The 17,367-nt window shown below is 69.0% G+C and carries 21 protein-coding genes; 10 read left to right on the top strand and 11 right to left on the bottom strand.

The window, feature by feature from the left end; genetic code table 11:
• Window positions 1-37: 37 nt before the first annotated feature.
• On the bottom strand, window positions 38-883 hold the full coding sequence (locus tag ORI60_RS21900; protein ID WP_266039652.1) for a helix-turn-helix domain-containing protein: 846 nt from the start codon (window positions 881-883) through the stop codon (window positions 38-40).
• A gap of 167 nt (window positions 884-1,050) precedes the next feature.
• Between ORI60_RS21900 and ORI60_RS21895 the strand changes: the two genes are divergently transcribed.
• Window positions 1,051-2,229, top strand: coding sequence for an HNH endonuclease signature motif containing protein (locus ORI60_RS21895; RefSeq protein WP_266039651.1), 1,179 nt, complete (start codon window positions 1,051-1,053; stop codon window positions 2,227-2,229).
• A 10-nt stretch (window positions 2,230-2,239) separates the two neighbouring features.
• On the opposite strand, the gene ORI60_RS21890 is transcribed toward ORI60_RS21895, so the two are convergent.
• From ORI60_RS21890 to ORI60_RS21860, 7 genes are all read right to left on the bottom strand, one after another.
• The gene (locus ORI60_RS21890; protein ID WP_266039650.1) at window positions 2,240-3,175 is read right to left on the bottom strand and encodes an asparaginase; all 936 of its coding nucleotides are present in this window, start codon (window positions 3,173-3,175) and stop codon (window positions 2,240-2,242) included.
• Between the two features lie 75 nt (window positions 3,176-3,250).
• Window positions 3,251-3,928 (bottom strand): polysaccharide lyase family 7 protein, encoded by a 678-nt coding sequence (locus tag ORI60_RS21885; protein ID WP_266039648.1) that lies wholly within the window; start codon window positions 3,926-3,928, stop codon window positions 3,251-3,253.
• Between the two features lie 111 nt (window positions 3,929-4,039).
• Window positions 4,040-4,603: a 1,2-dihydroxy-3-keto-5-methylthiopentene dioxygenase gene (locus ORI60_RS21880; protein ID WP_266039647.1), complete on the bottom strand. Its 564-nt coding sequence runs from the start codon at window positions 4,601-4,603 to the stop codon at window positions 4,040-4,042.
• The gene (gene mtnB / locus ORI60_RS21875) at window positions 4,600-5,196 is read right to left on the bottom strand and encodes a methylthioribulose 1-phosphate dehydratase (protein WP_266039645.1); all 597 of its coding nucleotides are present in this window, start codon (window positions 5,194-5,196) and stop codon (window positions 4,600-4,602) included. Before mtnB ends, ORI60_RS21880 begins: the two co-directional genes overlap by 4 nt.
• A complete protein-coding gene (gene mtnC / locus ORI60_RS21870; protein ID WP_266039644.1) occupies window positions 5,193-5,849 on the bottom strand; it encodes an acireductone synthase in 657 nt (218 codons plus the stop codon). The genes mtnB and mtnC overlap by 4 nt, the downstream gene beginning before the upstream one ends.
• The gene (locus tag ORI60_RS21865) at window positions 5,846-6,847 is read right to left on the bottom strand and encodes a s-methyl-5-thioribose-1-phosphate isomerase (RefSeq protein ID WP_266039643.1); all 1,002 of its coding nucleotides are present in this window, start codon (window positions 6,845-6,847) and stop codon (window positions 5,846-5,848) included. The genes mtnC and ORI60_RS21865 overlap by 4 nt, the downstream gene beginning before the upstream one ends.
• Complete coding sequence (locus ORI60_RS21860; RefSeq protein ID WP_266039641.1) at window positions 6,847-7,947, bottom strand: acyl-CoA dehydrogenase family protein; 1,101 nt, start codon at window positions 7,945-7,947, stop codon at window positions 6,847-6,849. Before ORI60_RS21860 ends, ORI60_RS21865 begins: the two co-directional genes overlap by 1 nt.
• Before the next feature lie 141 nt (window positions 7,948-8,088).
• On the opposite strand from ORI60_RS21860, the gene ORI60_RS21855 reads away from it, so the two are divergent.
• From ORI60_RS21855 to ORI60_RS21845, 3 genes are all read left to right on the top strand, one after another.
• A complete protein-coding gene (locus ORI60_RS21855) occupies window positions 8,089-8,292 on the top strand; it encodes a cold-shock protein (protein ID WP_030479286.1) in 204 nt (67 codons plus the stop codon).
• Window positions 8,293-8,562: 270 nt separating this feature from the next.
• Window positions 8,563-9,759: a PI-PLC domain-containing protein gene (locus ORI60_RS21850; protein WP_266039639.1), complete on the top strand. Its 1,197-nt coding sequence runs from the start codon at window positions 8,563-8,565 to the stop codon at window positions 9,757-9,759.
• A gap of 30 nt (window positions 9,760-9,789) precedes the next feature.
• A complete protein-coding gene (locus tag ORI60_RS21845; RefSeq protein ID WP_266039638.1) occupies window positions 9,790-10,866 on the top strand; it encodes a PLP-dependent aminotransferase family protein in 1,077 nt (358 codons plus the stop codon).
• On the opposite strand, the gene ORI60_RS21840 is transcribed toward ORI60_RS21845, so the two are convergent.
• Entirely contained in the window at window positions 10,832-11,656 is an 825-nt protein-coding gene (locus ORI60_RS21840; RefSeq protein WP_266039637.1) for a glycosyltransferase family 2 protein, read from the bottom strand. The genes ORI60_RS21845 and ORI60_RS21840 overlap by 35 nt on opposite strands.
• Before the next feature lie 93 nt (window positions 11,657-11,749).
• On the opposite strand from ORI60_RS21840, the gene ORI60_RS21835 reads away from it, so the two are divergent.
• Genes ORI60_RS21835 through ORI60_RS21810 form a run of 6 tightly spaced genes read left to right on the top strand, consistent with a single transcriptional unit; the run spans window position 11,750 to window position 15,717 of the window.
• On the top strand, window positions 11,750-12,328 hold the full coding sequence (locus ORI60_RS21835; RefSeq protein ID WP_266039636.1) for a TetR/AcrR family transcriptional regulator: 579 nt from the start codon (window positions 11,750-11,752) through the stop codon (window positions 12,326-12,328).
• Window positions 12,325-13,647 carry an FAD-binding oxidoreductase gene (locus tag ORI60_RS21830; RefSeq protein ID WP_266039635.1) on the top strand — a complete coding sequence of 441 codons (1,323 nt, stop codon included), beginning with the start codon at window positions 12,325-12,327 and terminating at the stop codon, window positions 13,645-13,647. Before ORI60_RS21835 ends, ORI60_RS21830 begins: the two co-directional genes overlap by 4 nt.
• Window positions 13,648-13,656: 9 nt before the next feature.
• A complete protein-coding gene (locus ORI60_RS21825; protein ID WP_266039634.1) occupies window positions 13,657-14,484 on the top strand; it encodes an alpha/beta fold hydrolase in 828 nt (275 codons plus the stop codon).
• A 55-nt stretch (window positions 14,485-14,539) separates the two neighbouring features.
• Window positions 14,540-14,989 carry a MarR family winged helix-turn-helix transcriptional regulator gene (locus ORI60_RS21820; protein ID WP_266039633.1) on the top strand — a complete coding sequence of 150 codons (450 nt, stop codon included), beginning with the start codon at window positions 14,540-14,542 and terminating at the stop codon, window positions 14,987-14,989.
• Entirely contained in the window at window positions 14,986-15,381 is a 396-nt protein-coding gene (locus ORI60_RS21815; protein ID WP_266039631.1) for a DUF5313 family protein, read from the top strand. The genes ORI60_RS21820 and ORI60_RS21815 overlap by 4 nt, the downstream gene beginning before the upstream one ends.
• Before the next feature lie 6 nt (window positions 15,382-15,387).
• The gene (locus ORI60_RS21810; protein ID WP_266039630.1) at window positions 15,388-15,717 is read left to right on the top strand and encodes a hypothetical protein; all 330 of its coding nucleotides are present in this window, start codon (window positions 15,388-15,390) and stop codon (window positions 15,715-15,717) included.
• On the opposite strand, the gene surE is transcribed toward ORI60_RS21810, so the two are convergent.
• Together surE and ORI60_RS21800 are read right to left on the bottom strand one after the other, a co-directional pair.
• Complete coding sequence (gene surE, locus ORI60_RS21805) at window positions 15,680-16,435, bottom strand: 5'/3'-nucleotidase SurE (protein WP_266039629.1); 756 nt, start codon at window positions 16,433-16,435, stop codon at window positions 15,680-15,682. The two genes, ORI60_RS21810 and surE, sit on opposite strands and share 38 nt — an antisense overlap.
• Window positions 16,436-16,439: 4 nt before the next feature.
• Window positions 16,440-17,345, bottom strand: coding sequence for a 1-phosphofructokinase family hexose kinase (locus ORI60_RS21800; protein ID WP_266039628.1), 906 nt, complete (start codon window positions 17,343-17,345; stop codon window positions 16,440-16,442).
• Between the last annotated feature and the right edge of the window lie 22 nt (window positions 17,346-17,367).

Here is a 17,367-nt window from a genome sequence, read left to right as displayed (position 1 = left end):
GCAGCTGCTTCCGCTACCACCGCTGCTGTAGCTGCTCTTATGCCAAGTCCGTTCCGCCGACATGAGGGTCCTCTCGAAGTCCGCTGACGTACTCCGCCAGCTTGCGCTTCGATTGTTCCGCATCCAGAGCGACACCATCCAGCCGCTGAAAGAGCCTCCTGGTGCGCGCGACGGCGATGCTGTCCTGCGCGTACACCTCGGCCGTGTCGCTGTCGCTGTACACGACCGGAGCCGCCTTCCCGAACTCGTACAACGTGACCGCGGAGCGGAAAGCGCAGACGTGCGCCGGCACGATCCTGAGGATGTGGGTGTTGAAGAGCAGGCGCAGGTATTGGTCTTCACGAAGAGCGGCGTCGCCCAGCCGCATCCGCAGAGCGAGTTCGTGCAGGTAGAAGACGCACTCCGGGCGGTTCGGCCGCCTCATGATCGCTTGCCGTTCCATACGCGCCTGGACGAACCTCTCGATGTCCTCCGGCGCCTCGATCTGGCTGTCCACGAACAGCTCTCGCGCGTACGACTCCGTCTGCAGCAGGCCGTGCACCGTCAGGATGTCGAAGGAGACGATCCTGGTGGCCATCGCCTCGGTCATCGCGAGCGTGCGCAGGTTGTCCGGCAGCTGGGCGAAGTACAGGTCGAAGGCGTTGTAGTAGCGGCTGCGGAACGCGTCGATGAAGTCGATGTCCTTGCCGCACGTCGCCAGGTACTGCACGACGTCGACGTCACTCGCGCGCACCTTGCCCAGCTCGATGTCGGACACCTTGCTCGGATCCCAGCCGAGCTGGACGGCCATCGCGCGGCCGTGGAACTGGGTGCAGGTCTCTCTCAGGCGGCGTAGCTCGTCACCGAGATCCCGGCTGTACGGGGTGGAGATGATCGCGGTCATGCTTTGCCACGGTATGGATTGGTTTTGATCCATGCCACGGGCTCGTTCGGGTGAAAACGGCAGGCCCTATGGCGTCGTGCGTCGCATACGGCGCCATAGGGTCTGACCTGCACGTTCACCCCATCGTGGAATGGAATTCGAACACCTGTTCATGCCACGATGAACGCATGCAGGCACTCGCGCTCTCCTCCCCGCTTGATCTCCTCGACGAGCTCAAGCGGAAGGTGCGCGCGCTGCAGAGGCTTCAGTTCCAGGTGCTGGAGATCATCGGTTCGCTCGACCAGCAGGGTGCGGCGGAAACGTTGGGGTACAAGGATCTCGTCGAGGTCTTCAAGCACACGCTGCGCTGGGATCCGAAGGTGTCACGCCGCAGGATCAAGCAGGCGCAGGCGTTGTGCCCCACGGTGACGCCGACCGGTTCCCCGATCGCGCCGGTGCTGCCCGGTGTCGCGGCCGCGATGGCCGAGGGAGAGCTGTCCGAGGACCACGTGGAGGTGCTGGCCGAAGCGATGGCCGCGCTGCCCTCCGTGGCGGAGGTGCACGTGGTCGAGTACGCGCGGCAGCACGAACCCCGGTCCGCCAAGGCGTTCTGCAAGGAGCTCGCCTACCGCCTGGACCAGGACGGTCCGGAGCCCAAGGACTCAGACCCGGTGGTGCGGAAGAACGTCCTGCGGCGTCAGTGGAGGGGCGGCCGGTACCTGCTGTCCGCCGACCTCGACGCCGAGACCGGAGCGAAGCTCGACGCGCTGATCGACCCGCTGGCCAAGCCGGAGCCCCACGACCAGCGGTGCGCGCCGGAACGAGAGGGCGACGCGCTGTGCGAGGTCGTCGACCTGGCTCTGCGCGCCGACAGCAGCAGGATCCACGGCGGCGAGCGCGTCCAGCTGACGGTCACGGTCGACTACGACAAGCTCCGCGAGGGCGTCGGCACCGCCCTGCTCGACAACGGCGAGCACCTGCCGATGAGCCAGGTCCGCAAGATGGCCTGCGACGCGGGCATCATCCCCACCCTGCTGGGCAGCCGCTCCCAGGTCCACGACGTGGGCCGCAAGACCAGGGCGATCAACGCGGGCCTGCGCCGAGTCCTGGTGGCCCGCGACAAGGGGTGCGCCTTCCCCGGCTGCACCCGCCCGCCGAAGCACTGCGAAGCCCACCACATCAGGTTCTGGTCGGAGGGCGGCAAGACCAACGCCGACAACCTGGTCCTGCTCTGCCGCCGCCACCACGACCTCGTCCACCACTCGGATTGGCAGATCGAGATGACCGAAGGCCTACCGACCTTCCGCCCACCGGCGTTCGTGGACCCGCACCGAAGACCGAGGACCAACCCGATCCACGCCGCCTGACGCGCAGCGCTCAGAAGACTCCCCCGCGGGCCGCGAACACGGCCTCGACGGGGGTCTCCGAGCCGAGCGCGAGCCGCAGCAGCACGCGGGCCTTGCGCGGGCACAACCAGCCCGCCATGACCGCGCCGCGCTCGATCAGGTCCGACTCGGAACCGGTGAAGCCGTAGGTGTTGCGGAACGTGGTGCCCGCGCCGGTTCGCGACGCCACCACCACCGGGAAGCGGGCGCGGGAGATCGCCTCGGCCATCCCCTGCGACACGTGCCCGGCACCGGTGGCCGCGACGACGACGCCCCGGACGTCGAGCCAGTCGAGGATCGCGCCGTCATCGTCCACTGTGGCCTCGACGAGCGGCACCGCCGGCGGGTCGAGAGGCCTCGGCAGTGCGGGCAGCCGGTGCGCCGGGTGGAAGTACTGCGGGGCGCCCTCGATCTGGAGTCCGAGCGGGCCGGGGAAGGAGGCGAAGGCGTTCGGCAGGCTGCTGTGGGCCTTGCGGACCCAGCGGGCGGCGTGGATCTCGTCGTTGAGGACGAGCAGCGCTCCGCGCCCGCGTGAGTTCGCCGCCGCCGCGACGGACACGGCGGCGGTGAGGTTGGCCGGGCCGTCCGCGCCGGGCAGGCCCGGGTGGCGCATGGCGCCGGTGACGACGAGCGGTTCTTCGTGCGGCCACAGGCAGTCGAAGAAGTACGCGGTCTCCTCCAGCGTGTCGGTGCCCTGGATGATCACCACGCCGGCGGCGCCCCGCGAGACCTGCTCGTGGGCCCAGTCGAAGGTCTCCAGCAGCGTCGCGAAGGTGAGCGAGGCGCCGGGGATCGTCGCCAGGGTGGCGATCTCGCCGACTTCGAGGCCTCCGACGAGGTCCTGCGCGCCGAGCGTCGGTGACACCGCGCCGGAGCCCGTCATCGTGATCGTGCCGCCGAGCGAGGCAACCGCCACCCGTGAGTCCATGGCTTCACTCTAGGTCGGCAGTCCCGCTTCCACGCGTCCCGCCGTGGCGAGTGGAAGCGGGACCAGATCAGGGGGTCACTGGCGCCAGTAGGTGATGTTGCGGAAACGGGCCTCCGCGCGGCCGCTGCCGTGGTGGTAGACGCCGTTCTTGAAATAGCGCGTCGCCGGGCCCTCGTCCTGGTGCGTGAGTTTGAGGGCGCCGTTGTAATAGGTCTTCACGGTGCCGCGGCCGCCCGCCACCGCGGTGTGTTCGACGCGAATCTTGAACCATTTGTTGTAAATGCCGGTGGCGACGACCTGGTTGCTGTCCTTGCGCAGGGTGCCGCCGTTGATGTTCGCGACGTTGAGCATCACGTCGGTGGCGCGGGTGCCGTCAGGTCGGCTGCCGCGCAGGATCTGCACAATGGTCGGGCCGCTGACGCCGGCCGGGATGTAGATCTCGCCTTCCCAGGCGCGGGAGCCGCTGGAGTACTCCTGGTTGAAGCGCATCTCGGTGCGCGGATCGGTCGGGCTGCCCTGGGTGTGCGGCTGGTCGTAGTCGTACACCCACATCGTGTGGACGCCGCCTTCGAACTTGTAGCGGCTGCTCAGCGCGAGGTTGTAGGGCTTCTGGACGGTGTAGGTGTACGGCGCTGACGCCCACTGCGCGGACGGCGGCTGAGCGAGGGCCTGAGCCGCCGGTGCCACGAGCAGGGGTGCGGTCAGCGCGAGGGCTAACAGGGAGCGGCGACTGTGGAGTGCAGGGGTTTCCACGGTGAATCCCTCCGACCTTCGACAAGTGGTCTGTACCACTGTGGAGGTCAGGGGCCGGAGGGATCAATAGCCGCACGAAATTCCGGCACAAGGTTCAGATGGCTGAACCTTTCACATTCCTGAACGCAGCTCGTCGAAAGTCGGGAACTTCGTCGCGATGTCGCTGCCGGTGAAGTTCCCGATCCAGCCGTCGTCGTCGTGGAAGAAGCGGATCGACACGTAGTCGGGCGTCGTGCCCATGTCGAACCAGTGCGTCGTGTTCGCCGGAACGCTCAGCAGGTCGCCCGCCTCGCAGAACACCGCGTACACCTTGTCGCCGATGTGCAGGTAGAAAACACCTGCGCCACGGGCGAAGTAGCGGTCCTCGTCGTCGTCGTGGGTGTGCTCGGCGAGGAACTTGTTCCGGAACTCGACGGCCTTCGCGCGGTACTCGTCCGTGTCGGCCGGGGTCATCTCCATCGCGTCGACGTAGCCGTAGCGCTCCGTCTCGCTGACACGGGCGACCTCGTCCTCGTAGATCTCCAGGGCGTTCTCGGCGGTCACACCGTCCACAACGGACCACCGGCTGAAGCGCACGCCGTGCTCCTTGAGCGCGGTGGTGATCTCCTCGGCGTCGGTGGTGCGCAGGACGGTCTCCTCGGGGCCGGTTTCCGGCCACACCGTCAGCAGCGTCATGAGTGCCTCCCCGTAAAGATGTCCCGCGTCTCCACCTTGAAGCGCAGCAGCCACTCCAGGCATTCCAGGCGGTGCCGTGCCTGCACGAGGTCGTCGCCCCACACGTACACGCCGTGCCGTGCGACGAGCAGCGCCGGCACCTTCGGGTCGAAGCCCTTCTCGAAGGCGTCGCCCAGTTCGAGCATGTCCTGCGAGTTGCGGACGACCGGGATCACGACCTCTTCGTGGTCGTAGCGACCGAAACCCTTGAGCATCTCGAGGTCCTTCAGCACCACACCGCCGGGCCAGTGCTCCGCAGCGACGACGGTGGCGAGCGCGTGGACGTGCACGACGGCGCCCGCTCCCGCGACCCTCGCGATCCTGGCGTGCAGGCCCGCTTCGGCGGACGGGACCTTCGGAGAGTCGACGGCGTCGCCGTTCTCGTCGACGACCACGCTGTCCTGCGCGGTGATCTCGCCCTTGTCGACGCCGCTGACCGTGACCGCGAGACGGAGCGGATCACGTTGCAGGACAACGGAGAGGTTGCCACTCGTGCCGCGCATCCAGCCCATCTGCGCGAACCGGACGCACTCGCGGGCGAGCTCGGCGGTCACGAAAGCTCCCAGACCGTCGGGTGGGGAGAGAAGTCGGCGTTGCCGTACGGCTCACCGGCGCGCGCGACGCCGACCGTCTTCCAGCCCGCCTCCTGCGCCGCGTGCAGCTCGGCCGGAACGTCGCTGTAGAAGGTGATGTCGTCGCTCTGCAGCACCGAGGCGATCTTGCGGTACGACTCGGCCTCGCGCTTCGGACCGGCGTTGACCGTGTCGAAGTGGTGCTCCAGCAACGGGGTCAGGTCGCCGTCGGTGGTGTGCTTGAAGAACGCGACCTGACCGGCGACCGAGCCGGAGCTGAAGATCGCGAGCTTCACGCCGTCGCCGTGCCACTTGCGGATCGCGGGGACGACGTCCGGGAAGAACTCCGCCACCAGGTCGCCCTGGGCGTAGCCCTGCTGCCAGATGAGGCCCTGCAACGTCTTGAGGGGCGTGACCTTCTGGTCGGCGTCCATCCAGTCGTGCAGCGCCTTGACAACGTCGTCGTGGCCGCTGAGCTCCTTGATCTGCTTCACGGCGTCGGCGACCACCGGGTCGTCACCGTGCTGCTCGATCCACGGACCCAGCCTGGGACGGGCGTAGTCGTAGAGGACGACCAGCACCTGGTCCGTCGCGCTCAGCGTGCCCTCGATGTCGAGCACGACCCACTTGCTCACCGCTGTTCTCCCTCGTAGTACTTGTCGAGCTCGCCGGCCTGGTAGACGCCCCGGTCGGTCACCACGGTCGTGACGAAGCGCGGCGGCGTCACGTCGAACGCCGGGTAGTGCCCTCTGACCCTCGGCGTGGCACTCGGCCTGCCCAGCACCTGCAGCACCTCGGCACCGTCGCGGTACTCGATCTCCACGTGGTCCGTCGTGGGCGCCAGCAGGTCGGGTGCCTGCACTTGGGCGTGGAACGGTACTCCGAACGCGTGCGCGGCCACGGCGAGACCCAGTGTGCCCACCTTGTTCACGACGTGCCCGTCCATGGTGACCCGGTCAGCCGCCGTCACGAGCGCGTCGACCTCACCGCTCTGCAGCACCGCGGCGCCCATGCCGTCCGTGATGAGCGTGGTGTCGACGCCCATCTCGATCAACGTCTCCGCGGTGAGCCTGGCTCCCTGCAGGTAGGGCCTCGTCTCGGTGCAGAAGAAGCGCAGCGTCTTCTGCTGCCTCTGGGCCGCCCTGACCGTCTCCGTCAGGTACAGGTCGGCCCAGCAGTGCGTCATGACGGTGGCGTTGTCGGGCAGCAGGTCGGCCGTGTGCTCGCCCAGCGCCTGGCTCTTCGCCCGGTACCGGCGGTCGCCTTCCTCGGCGCCCGCGAGCGCGTGCGTGACGTCCCGCGCGGCGTCCACGTGGTCGAGGACGACCTTGGTGGCCTTGCGCAGGGCGTTGTTGGTGCGCCTGGTGTTCTCGAACATCAGCGCGGTCTCCGCGAGCTGCGCGCGGGCCTGCTCGAACGGCAGCGCTTCGAGGGTGCGTGCCTTCAGCACCATGCCGAACAGCACCGCGAAGTACGGGCCGGAGGACTGGGTGACCATGTCCTCGATGGCCTGCGCGACGTCTTCGGCCGTGCGGCAGAGCACCCAGTCGCGTTCGAACGGGAACTGCCGGCGGTCGAGGATCAGCACGCCGTCATCGGTGAGCCGCACCGAGTCGGCGAGGACCGGCTGCATCAGCTGTACCCGGTGTGAGCGGGGCGCGCGCCGGTCAGGAAGTGCTCGCCGACCTCGCGGGCCTTGTAGACGACCGGGTCGTGCAGCGTGAGCGTGCGGGCGTTGCGCCAGAAGCGGTCGACGCCGTACTTGGCCGCGGTGCCGCGCGCACCGACCTGCTCGAAGATGCGGCTGGTGACCTCGTTGACGAGCTTGGTGCTGACGACCTTCGCCTCGGAGATCGTCACCGCGACCTCGCCGCGCTTGGCCGGCGTGAGGTTGCGGCCGAACTCGGACGCCTCCCAGAGCTGGCGGGCGGCCTCGTCCGCGAGCAGCCCGGCGGCCCTGGTCTGGGCCACCATCTCGCCGTAGGCGGCGACGATGTACGGGTCCTCGGTGGCGGACTCGACGCCGCTGACGAACCACGGGCGGGTCTTGGTGCGGGTGTAGTCGGCGGCCTCCGCGAGCGCGCCTTCCGCGATGGCCACGTAGAGCTGGGCGAGCACGAGCTGGAAGCCGATCGCGGCGAGGCTGACGCGCGGGTCCTCGGTGGCCGGCTGGACCCCGAGCACCTCCGTCACCTGGACGTTCTCGAAGTTCACCCCGCCGGACGCCGTGAGGCGCTGACCGATGTTGTCCCAGTCGTCCAAGTAGGTGATTCCGGGTGCTTTCCCGTCGAGCAGGAACGTGAGCTTCTCGCCGTTGTCCGTGCGGGTCGCGCTGACCACGAGGCGGTCGGCGACGGCGGCTCCGGTGGCGAAGGTCTTGCGGCCGTTCAGGACGAAACCGTTCTCGGCGGGCGTCAGCTCGAGCGCCGCGTCGAGCGGGTTGCTGACACCGGCCCAGAACTGGTCGGGCTGGACGCTGAACTGGGTGTCGAACAGGCCGCTGCGCCAGATCTGCAGGTAGTGGTACCCGAGGAGGTGCCCGACGTTGGCGTCGGCGGCGCCGACGATCCGGCCGATCCGCTGCTGCTGCGTCCAGTCGCGGACGTTCAGCAGACCGCTCTGCCGGAGCAGTTCCACCTCTTTGGCGGGCGGCTGGTTGGCCCGGTCCCTGTCCGCCGCGTCGGACCTGAGCGTCGCCGCAACCTCGTGCGCGACGTCCAGCCAGTTCGACATCCCTGCTCCTCTCGGTGGTACCCGGTTCAACTTACTTCGTCACACCACCGGGCTAACCACGATGTGAGAGAGACCGTCGCCTGGCAGACTGCCCCGCGAACCTCGCTCTGGCGGGGGTCCAACATCTAGGGAGCAATCGGTATGGCGCAGGGCACCGTGAAGTGGTTCAACGGCGAGAAGGGCTTCGGATTCATCGCGCAGGACGGCGGCGGTCCGGACGTGTTCGTGCACTACTCGCAGATCTCCGGCTCGGGCTTCAAGTCGCTGGAAGAGCAGCAGCGCGTGGAGTTCGAGATCGGTCAGGGTCAGAAGGGCCCGCAGGCGCAGGACGTCCGCGCCATCTGATTGAGCTCTTCGAGAGCCCGCCCAGCCGCGTGCCGGGCGGGCTTTCTGCTGCACGGGGACGGATTTGTGGCAACCGAGGGAGTCGAACCCTGCGCGGCTTGTGAAGGCGGCGCCCGAGTACCGGCCCTAACCCTTCGGTTGGGCGACGGCTGCCTTGGAGTTGTGCTGACCTCTAAGAGGGCTCTACGACACGTGGGATACCCACAGTGTTAAACGTCCAAACGCTTGAAGGCTTTTCATGTTTCACTCCGGTAGGTGACCCTGGTCACCGTGCGACTCCTCCCTGCCATCGCGGCCCTGCTCCTGCTGCCTCTGGTACCCGCCACCGCTGAAGCGGCTCCCGCGGGCACGTTCTACGTCACCAGTGTCCGGACCGGCCTCAACGTCGCCCAGAGCGGCGGTGGACTGGCACTGCACCGTCCGAAGGGAAACGAGGACCACCAGCAGTGGCGGCTGAGCGACGGGAGGTTCGAGAACACCGACTCGCCGGGCCAGTGCATCACCCGCCAGCTCACCATGGGTTCGTGCTCACAAGGGGATACGGCTCACGAGCTGCGTCAGTTCGGTGATCAGTGGGAGTTCTTCGTCCTCGGCGGTGAGTCGCGCTGGTACCTGACCCCGGTCGTCGCCCAGACCAGCCCGATGCCGGCGGATCCGCGGCTCGACCAGATGACGTTCCTGACCGCCCACAACGCCTATGCCAACGGGGTGGACGGCGGGTTCGCGCCGCCGTTCGTCAATCTCGCGAAGAACCAGACGCGCGGGATCGTGCAGCAGCTCAGCGACGGCGTTCGCGGGTTCATGCTGGACATCCACCAGACCCCGGACGGCGCGATCCTGTGCCACAACAGCTGCACCCTCGTCAGCAAGCCGGTGGCGCTCAACGTCGACGTCCAGCGGATCGTGGACTTCCTGCGCGCCAACCGCAGCGAGATCGTCACGGTCTTCCTGGAGGACTACGTCGACGCGAACACGCTGCGCGCCGAGCTCCGCAAGGTGCAGGGGCTGAACGACGTCCTGTACCGGGCCGAAGGCGTGCAGCAGAACGGCTGGCCCACGCGCAGCCAGATGCTGAGCAGCAACAAGCGGCTGCTCATCTTCACCGATCACGGCAAGGACGGGCGCGAGGACTCGGGCGTGCTGTACCAGAAGGACTGGACCGTCGAGAACTACTGGTCGATGGGCTCGGGGCTCGGCGGTTCCGACTGGTCCTGTTACAGCCGATGGGATGAAAAACCGCTCACCGCGACGGGCACCTTCCAGCCCTTGTTCGTCATGAACCACTTCCGCGACGTTCCGTTCACGAGCACCGCGACGACGGACAACGGCAAGCTCGCGAACCGGGCGCAGCACTTCTGCCAGCCCGCCGCCAGGAAGAAGCCCAACTTCCTCGCGGTCGACCTCTACCACCTCGGAAACGCGCAGGCCGCGGTCAGCCTGCTGAACTCATACGCATATGGGCCGTAGCCCAAATCGTGGGAGTTGTACGCTCCGCGCATGGCCTCGATCCTGTTCACGCGCGGAGCGCCCTCTCTCGACATCATCGACCAGGAAGGCCTGCGCGAAGCGGCGCAGAAAGCCTTCACGGACGACCCCGGCGGCACCTTCGCGTACGGCACGAGCGTCGGCTACGTCCCGCTGCGCACCTGGCTCGCGGAGCAGCACGGCGTCGCGCCGGAGCAGGTGCTCGTCACCAACGGCTCGATGCAGGCCGACGCGTTCCTGTTCGAGCTGCTCGTCGGGCAGGGCGACGACGTGGTGGTCGAGGCGCCGACCTACGACCGCACGCTGCTGAACCTGCGCCAGCGCGGCGCCAAGATCCACGCGATCGAGCTGGAGACCGACGGCATCAACGTCGACGCGCTCGAGGAGCTGCTGGAGAGCGGGGTGCGCCCGAAGCTCGCGCACATCATCCCGAACTTCCACAACCCGGCCGGCTACACGCTGTCCGAGGCGAAGCGCGCGCGTCTGCTCGACCTCGCGGCGAAGTACGACTTCGTGCTGTTCGAGGACGACCCGTACGTCAAGGTGCGGTTCGAGGGCGAGACGCTGCCGACGATGCTGTCGCAGGACAAGAACGAGAAGGTCGTCTACGCGTCGTCGTTCTCGAAGACCATGGCGCCCGGCATCCGCTGCGGTTACCTGGTGGGCCCGAAGGCCGTCATCAAGTCCATCCAGGACATCGCCACCACCACGTACATCTCGCCGAACATGGTGGCGCAGTCGATCGTGAACTCGTACTGCCGCTCCGGCCGTCTCGAGGAGTCGGTCGCGAACGTCCGCACCGCGCTGCGCGCCCGCAAGGACGCCCTGGTCGCCGCGCTCCAGCGCGAGCTGCCGGAGGCGGTCTTCACCGCGCCGCAGGGCGGCTACTTCATGTGGGTCGAGCTGCCGGGCGTCTCGATCGACAAGCTCGTGCCGGTCGCGAAGGAGCACGGCGTCGAGTTCGTGAAGGGCTCCGACTTCCTGCTGGAGGGCGGCGACAACGCCATCCGCCTCGCGTTCTCGGGCGTCACGCCGGAGCAGATCGACGAGGGCATCACGCGCCTCGCGGCTGCCGTGCGATCGCTCTGATCTGCGCCTCCAGGTGGTCCGGCAGCGCACGCCGCTGCCGGAGCGCCTGACGCAGCCGGGGCAAGGCCGCCCGGAACGCCTTCGGGTCCTTCAGCGACGCCGCCAGGGCGCTGGCCAGCGGCCGTCGCATCCACGCGGCCAGCAGTGCGTTGCGCCGCTCGACGACGTCCTCGCCCGGCGCCCGGCCTGCCGCGGGGTGGTGGTGCGCCACCACGTCGTCGACGTAGCAGAGCGCCCACCCCGCCGCCGCGAGGTCCCACGACAGCAACGTCTCCTCGCCGCGGAAGAACAGCACCGGGCTGAAGCCGCCCACGTCCAGGAACGCCTGCCGCCGCACGATGGCCGAGCAGGCCAGGAACCCGAGCACCGCGGGCCCCGCGACCCCCTCGCCCAGCGGGCTGTCGCGCAGCAGCGGCGTGATCGGGTCGGGTCTTTCCTCCGGCCCCACCAGCGTGCGCGCGGCGATCACCGCCAGGTCCGGGTGCTCGTCGAAGATCAGCTCGGCTCGTTCGAGCGCGTCGGGCGCCCACCACGAGTCGTCGTCGGCGAAGGCGACGAACGGTGTCCGCGCCGCCTGCACGCCGAGGTTGCGGGCCACCGCGCCGCGGTTCACCGCCGACTCGAGCAGCAGGACGCTCGGGAACTCGTCGCGCACGCGGGACACCGTGTCGTCCGCGGAGGCGTTGTCGACCAGGATCACCGGCACCGCGAGCTCGCTGAGGCGTGACAGCGTGCGCAGCAGGCTGTCGGCGCGGTTCCGCGAGGCGATGACGACGGTGGTTCTGGCCATGCCAGTCGTCTACCCCGTCGTCCGGCATCGACACTTTGACACCAGCTGACGCGAAATCTGGCAGTTGCTGACATTCTGGGCTAGGTTGACGGCGTGGAGACGCTCACCGCCCGTGCCGCGAAGGACCTGCGCACCCGCCTCGCGATCCAGGAGGCGGCCATCGCGCTGTGTCTCGACCAGGGCTTCGCCGCCACGTCGACCAAGGCCATCGCCGACCGCGCGGGCGTCTCCGAACGCACGCTGTTCCGCACGTTCGGCACCAAGGCCGCGATCTTCTGGTACGACGCGTTCCTCAGCCGCGTCGTCCGCGCGCTCGTCGCGGACCCCGATCCCGTTGCGGCGCTGACGAAAGCAGTGCGCACGGCCATCGACACGATCACACCCGAGCAGTGGGCGCTGGAGCTCGGCCGCCGCGCCGTGATCGTCACGGAGCCCGACCTGATCGCGACCGGCACCCAGGAGCTCAACACGGGTGCCGCGAAGATCGCCGCGGTCCTGACCCCGCCGCTCGCCTCCCCCGCCCAGGCCTTCGACCTGGTGCTCTTCGCGCGGTTCGCGGTGGCGGGCATGGGCGCGGTGCCGATCCACACGGACACCACACCGGCGGCGTGGGGCGCGGAACTGGAACGAGTTGTGCACAAGGCGGCCCACGGCGCGTTGGAGCGGTCATGAACCTCATCACGGACCCGAACACGCTGGCCGGCCTCAGCCACGACGAGGCAGAGTGGGCCCCGGCGGGAACGCCGTACGCCGCACTGCGACCTCAGTCCACAGAGGACGTTCAAGAAGCCGTGCGGCACTGCGCGGCGCACAACATCCCGATCGTGCCGCGAGGCGCGGGCACGGGTCTGTCCGGCGGCGCCAACGCGGTCGACGGCTGCCTGGTCCTCGACCTCAGCCGCATGGACGAGATCCTGGAGATCGACCGGGACAACCTGCTCGCCGTCGTGCAGCCGGGTGTCGTGAACGACGACCTGAAGAAAGCCGTTGCCGCGCAAGGGCTCTGGTACCCGCCGGACCCGGCCAGTTCGCCGTGGTCGACGATCGGCGGCAACGTCGCCACGAACGCGGGCGGCCTGTGCTGCCTCAAGTACGGCGTGACGCGGGACTACGTGCTCGGCCTGGAGGCCGTGATGGGCGGCCCCGTCGCGTACGGGACGGCGGTGCGGCTCGGCAGGCGCACCACCAAGGGCGTCGCCGGCTACGACCTGACCAGCCTGCTGGTCGGCTCCGAGGGCACGCTCGGCGTCGTCACCGAGGTCACCGTCCGCCTGCGCCCGGCCCCGCGTCCGTCCGCCACCGTCGTCGGCGCGTTCTCCAGCCTCGTCGCCGCAGGTCAGGCCGTCGCGCTGAGCACCAGCCGGGGCCTGCAGCCCGCCGCGCTGGAACTGGTCGACCGCGCCTGCCTGCAGGCCGTGGAGGACTGGAAGCACCTGGGCATCGAGCCGGACACCGAGGCCATGCTGCTGGCCCGCGCCGAGACACCGGACGACGCCGACGGCCTGGTCGCGGCCTTCACCGACGCGGGCGCCGTCTGGACGGAGCGTTCCACCGACTCGACCGAGGCCGAAGCGCTCTTCGCCGCCCGCCGCCTGACCTACCCGGCACTGGAACGCCTCGGCCCGCTGCTGACCGAGGACGTGTGCGTGCCCAGGTCGGCGGTGCCCGCGTTGCTCGCGCACATCGAGGAGATCGGCGCGCGCCACCAGGTCCGGATCGCGACCATCGCCCACGCCGGCGACGGCAACCTGCACCCGTTGCTGATCACCCCGCCCGGCGACGACAACGCGAGGATCGCCGCGCAGGCGGCGTTCGAGGACATCATCGACCAGGCGTTGCGGCTGGGCGGCACCGTCACCGGCGAGCACGGCGTGGGCCTGCTCAAGCGGGACGGCATGATCCGCGAACTGGGCCCGGACGCGTGGTCGGTCCACCGGGCGGTCAAACAGGCGCTCGACCCCCTGAACCTCTTCAACCCCGGCAAAGCCTGAGGAGTCCGCATGCGCGTTCCGGTAGACGGCGGCGATCTCGCCGTCGAGATCCACGACGGCGACACCCCGCCCGTGCTGGCGATCCACGGCGTCAGCGGCAGCCGCAGGCTGTGGAACTGGGTGGCGGCGCACGGTTTCTCGCTCATCGCCCCGGACCTGCGCGGCCGCGGCGACAGCTGCGAGGTGCCCGGCTCGTCCATCGGGCAGCACGCCGACGACATGGTCCGCGTGCTCGACGCCTTGAACCTCCAGACCGTGACGGTGTGCGGCATGTCCATGGGCGCCTACGTGGCCGTCGACCTGGCCGTGCGCCACCCGGACCGAGTGCGCGCGCTCGTGCTCGTGGACGGCGGCTTCCCCATGCCCGCCCACGCCCACATGACCGAGGAGATGCTCTCGGCGGCGTTCGCCCCGCAGGTGGCCGCCCGTGAACGCACCTGGACCGTCGACGAGTACGTGGCCGTCCAGGCGGCGGTCAACTCGACGGTCGACGCCACCGACCCGTTGATCCGCGAGTACTTCGCCCACGACCTGACCCCGGACGGCCAGCTGAGGTTGCCGGCCGACACCCTGGTCGCCGACGCCACCGACGTCGTCTTCGGCACCTCGCGCTGGCGGGAGCTGACCGTCCCGACGTGGTTCGTGCACGCCGAGTGGAGCACCGGCCCGGACTCCCCACCGGCCTACACCGCCGACCAGGCCCAGGCGTTCCGCGCCGAACTGCCCGTCCTGCGCGACCCCGTGCTGATCAACGAGGTCGACCACGGCGGCACCGTGATGACCCGGACGGGCGCGGCCGTCACCGCCGAGGTGCTCGCGGAGGCGTTGAAGAGCTGAGCACTGCGCCACACCTCTTGGATCCGAGCGTTCCCGGCAGTTAGTGTGTACACCAATGATTAGTACACCAAGTGTTCCGGAGAACCCGCTCGAACTGGAGCGGCAGGTCTGCTTCGCGCTGGCCGTGGCCAGCCGGACGGTGATCGCGGTCTACCGCCCGATCCTGGAGCCGCTGAACCTCACGCATCCCCAGTACCTGGTGATGCTGGCGCTCTGGGAGCGGTCACCGCGCACCGTCAAGGACCTGAGCAGCGTCCTGCAGCTCGACCCCGGCACCCTCAGCCCGCTGCTCAAGCGGCTGGAGGCGATCGGGTACGTCGAGCGGCAACGGGACAAAGCGGACGAACGCGCGCTCGCGCTGACCCTCACCGAGAAGGGCACCGAGCTGCGCCAGGAAGCGCTCAAGATCCCCTTCAAGGTCGTGGAGCAGCTCGACATGACGTTCGAAGAGCTCGCGCAGCTGAACCAGGTGCTGCACAAGGTGATCGCCAAGGCGACCCGGTGAACCCCGCGCTGAAGGCCTGGTACTACGCGGGCGGGCGGGTGCCCCAGAAGTACCGGGAGTTCGTCTACGACGACGTGACCGGTCCAAAGTGGTTGCTGCGGTTCACGGTGCGCAGCCTCGTGCAGGTCACGCCGCTGACGACGGCCATCACGCTCGCGCTCGTCTTCGGACTCGGTTCGCCGTGGCCGCTGGCGATCGCGTGCGGTGCGCTCGGATTCGTTGTAGGACTGTACTTCGCGCTCTCCTACGCACCGGAAAGTGTGGATTACCGCCTCACGAAGTACGGGTATCCACGAGGGACGGCGACTCAGGGGCGCCGAGAACGCAATGCTGTGAAGGATCGCGAACGACAGGCGAAGTACGACGCGGTCTGGCGGCGATCCGAGGGGTGAAGACCTGTGGCCTTGTCGACCGATCAGTTCCAGTTCACGAGGCCGCAGGCGATCACACTCACGGCGGGCGTGGTGCAGCTCGCCTTCGGATGGCTGGATCTCTTCGGCCTGGATCCGAACTACCGCGTCGTCCAGCTCGGCGTCGGGGTGATGGGCATCTTGATGGCGTGGCGGCTCGGCCACGCGCGGATGTACGGACTCCTCCTGCTGCTGGGGTTCGGGATGCTGGCGTTCTCGCTCGACGACGTCACGACCGAGGGCTTCCTCGGGGTGCGGACAGCGCTGCTCGGGCTCGTGATCACGCTGGCCAGGCCGGCAAAGCGGGCTCCGAGCTGACGTCGCGGTCGACCGAGCGCAGCGCCGTCACGGTCGCGAAACCGTCCGCCAGCAACGCCGTGTCCGTACCCGGCACGAGCGACTCCTCGTTGTAGACGTGCACGAGCTCGACCTCGTTGTCGCCCACGTCGTCCACCCGGCTCTGCACGGTGCCGAACCGCGCCAGCTCCGCCCAGCGAAGTCCCCGCACGTCGACGACGTTCGGCACGTTCACCGACAGCACCGTGGCCGCGGGCATCTCCAGCAACGCGGGCAGCACGACGCGCACCACCTCGCCCGCCTTGTCCCACAACGGTTCGGGCGCGTCCAGTCCCACGTCGAGCGACACCGCCATCGCCGTGACGTCGTTCAGGTGCGCGGTCAGCGCCGCGCCGACGGTGCCGGAGTGCAGGATGGCGCGGCCCACGTTCGCGCCCAGGTTCACGCCGGACAGCACGACGTCGGGCTTGCCGCCGAAGCCGCCCCTGCACGCGATCAGCGAGATCAGGCCCGGATGCGCCGCGACGGCGTAGGCCTCGACGTCGAGTCCCGGCAGGGTGCGGCGCTCGCTCGCCACCCTGCCGTTCCCTCCCACCGCCGCGACCGAGGCGCTGGTGCCGCTGGCCTGGGCCGACGGCGCCGCCACCACCACTTCGAGGCCGCACTCGGCAGCGGCGGACGCCAGGGTCCACAGGCCGGGAGAGTCGATTCCGTCGTCATTCGTGATCAGCGCGCGCATCCGCTCATTCCTCGATCGGCTCCAGTTCCACGCGTTTGCTCAGCTCGCGCACGGCTTCTCCCCCGCCACTGCCGAGGCCGTGCCGCGTCACGTTGACCGCTCCCGCGGCCGCGCCGAGCTTCACCGCGTCCGTCAACGACATACCCAGCGCGAGGCCCGCCGAAATCCCCGCGGTCATGGAGTCGCCGGCGCCACGCGTGTCGACGGGCTGAAGCTGCGGCATCCGCACGAGGTAGAGCTGGTCTTCCAGCAGGGCCAACGCCGGTTCGTCGGCGCGCGACACCACCACTCCGTGCACGCACGAGGCAGCGATCTCGCGTGCCTTCTCGATGAGCTTGGGCAGGTCTTCCTCGCCCAGTTCCTCGTGCGACACCTTGACGACGTGCGGGCCGCCGCGCACGGCTTCGGCGAGCCGGTCGCCCGCCAGGTCGACGATCACGCGGCAACCGTTGCCGGTCAGGTCCGAGGTGAGGCGGAAGTACGTGTCGTGGGGCAGCACCCGGTCGTCGGACGGCCCGCTCAGCACGGCCGTGCCCGCGCGGATGCCCTCCACCAGTGCCGACTCGTAGACGTCGTCGAGCTCGTGGCGGGACAGCGCATCCGGGAGCATCTCGACCATCTCGTCCCGGCTGCCGTCGCGGCGGTCGTGCACGTAGGCGCCGTTGCGGGCGGCGACGTCGCGCGCCTTGAGGTCGACGTGCTCGCCTTCGAGCAAAGTGCGCAGCACACGACCGGTCTCACCGCCGAACGTCGCGCACACGACGGCTTCGACGCCTAAAGCGGCGATCATCCTGGACTGCCAGAAACCCTGGCCGCCGGCGTGCAGGTGCACGTCCGGCTCACCGTCGAGGTCCTCGACGGTGATGGTCAGTTGAGGGGACGGGGCAAATACGGCAACTCGGGCATCCACGACGCTCTGTTACCCGGTGCGG

The organism is Lentzea sp. NEAU-D7, from assembly GCF_026242055.1.
Classification (GTDB): Bacteria; Actinomycetota; Actinomycetes; order Mycobacteriales; family Pseudonocardiaceae; genus Lentzea.
Note: the sequence above shows the minus strand (reverse complement) of the source record. Positions and strands in the feature narration are given on the sequence as shown.

Bases quoted from the DNA above. Each gene is read 5' to 3' on its own strand.
- ORI60_RS21880 (WP_266039647.1), bottom strand. From the start codon at position 4,603: ATGACGCTGCTGACGGTGTGGCCGGAAACCGGCCCCGAGGAGACCGTC.
- surE (WP_266039629.1), bottom strand. From the start codon at position 16,435: ATGCGCGCGCTGATCACGAATGACGACGGAATCGACTCTCCCGGCCTG.
- ORI60_RS21855 (WP_030479286.1), top strand. From the start codon at position 8,089: ATGGCGCAGGGCACCGTGAAGTGGTTCAACGGCGAGAAGGGCTTCGGA.
- ORI60_RS21895 (WP_266039651.1), top strand. From the start codon at position 1,051: ATGCAGGCACTCGCGCTCTCCTCCCCGCTTGATCTCCTCGACGAGCTC.
- ORI60_RS21890 (WP_266039650.1), bottom strand. From the start codon at position 3,175: ATGGACTCACGGGTGGCGGTTGCCTCGCTCGGCGGCACGATCACGATG.
- ORI60_RS21820 (WP_266039633.1), top strand. From the start codon at position 14,540: ATGATTAGTACACCAAGTGTTCCGGAGAACCCGCTCGAACTGGAGCGG.
- ORI60_RS21845 (WP_266039638.1), top strand. From the start codon at position 9,790: ATGGCCTCGATCCTGTTCACGCGCGGAGCGCCCTCTCTCGACATCATC.
- ORI60_RS21830 (WP_266039635.1), top strand. From the start codon at position 12,325: ATGAACCTCATCACGGACCCGAACACGCTGGCCGGCCTCAGCCACGAC.
- ORI60_RS21860 (WP_266039641.1), bottom strand. From the start codon at position 7,947: ATGTCGAACTGGCTGGACGTCGCGCACGAGGTTGCGGCGACGCTCAGG.
- ORI60_RS21825 (WP_266039634.1), top strand. From the start codon at position 13,657: ATGCGCGTTCCGGTAGACGGCGGCGATCTCGCCGTCGAGATCCACGAC.
- ORI60_RS21865 (WP_266039643.1), bottom strand. From the start codon at position 6,847: ATGCAGCCGGTCCTCGCCGACTCGGTGCGGCTCACCGATGACGGCGTG.
- ORI60_RS21900 (WP_266039652.1), bottom strand. From the start codon at position 883: ATGACCGCGATCATCTCCACCCCGTACAGCCGGGATCTCGGTGACGAG.
- ORI60_RS21840 (WP_266039637.1), bottom strand. From the start codon at position 11,656: ATGGCCAGAACCACCGTCGTCATCGCCTCGCGGAACCGCGCCGACAGC.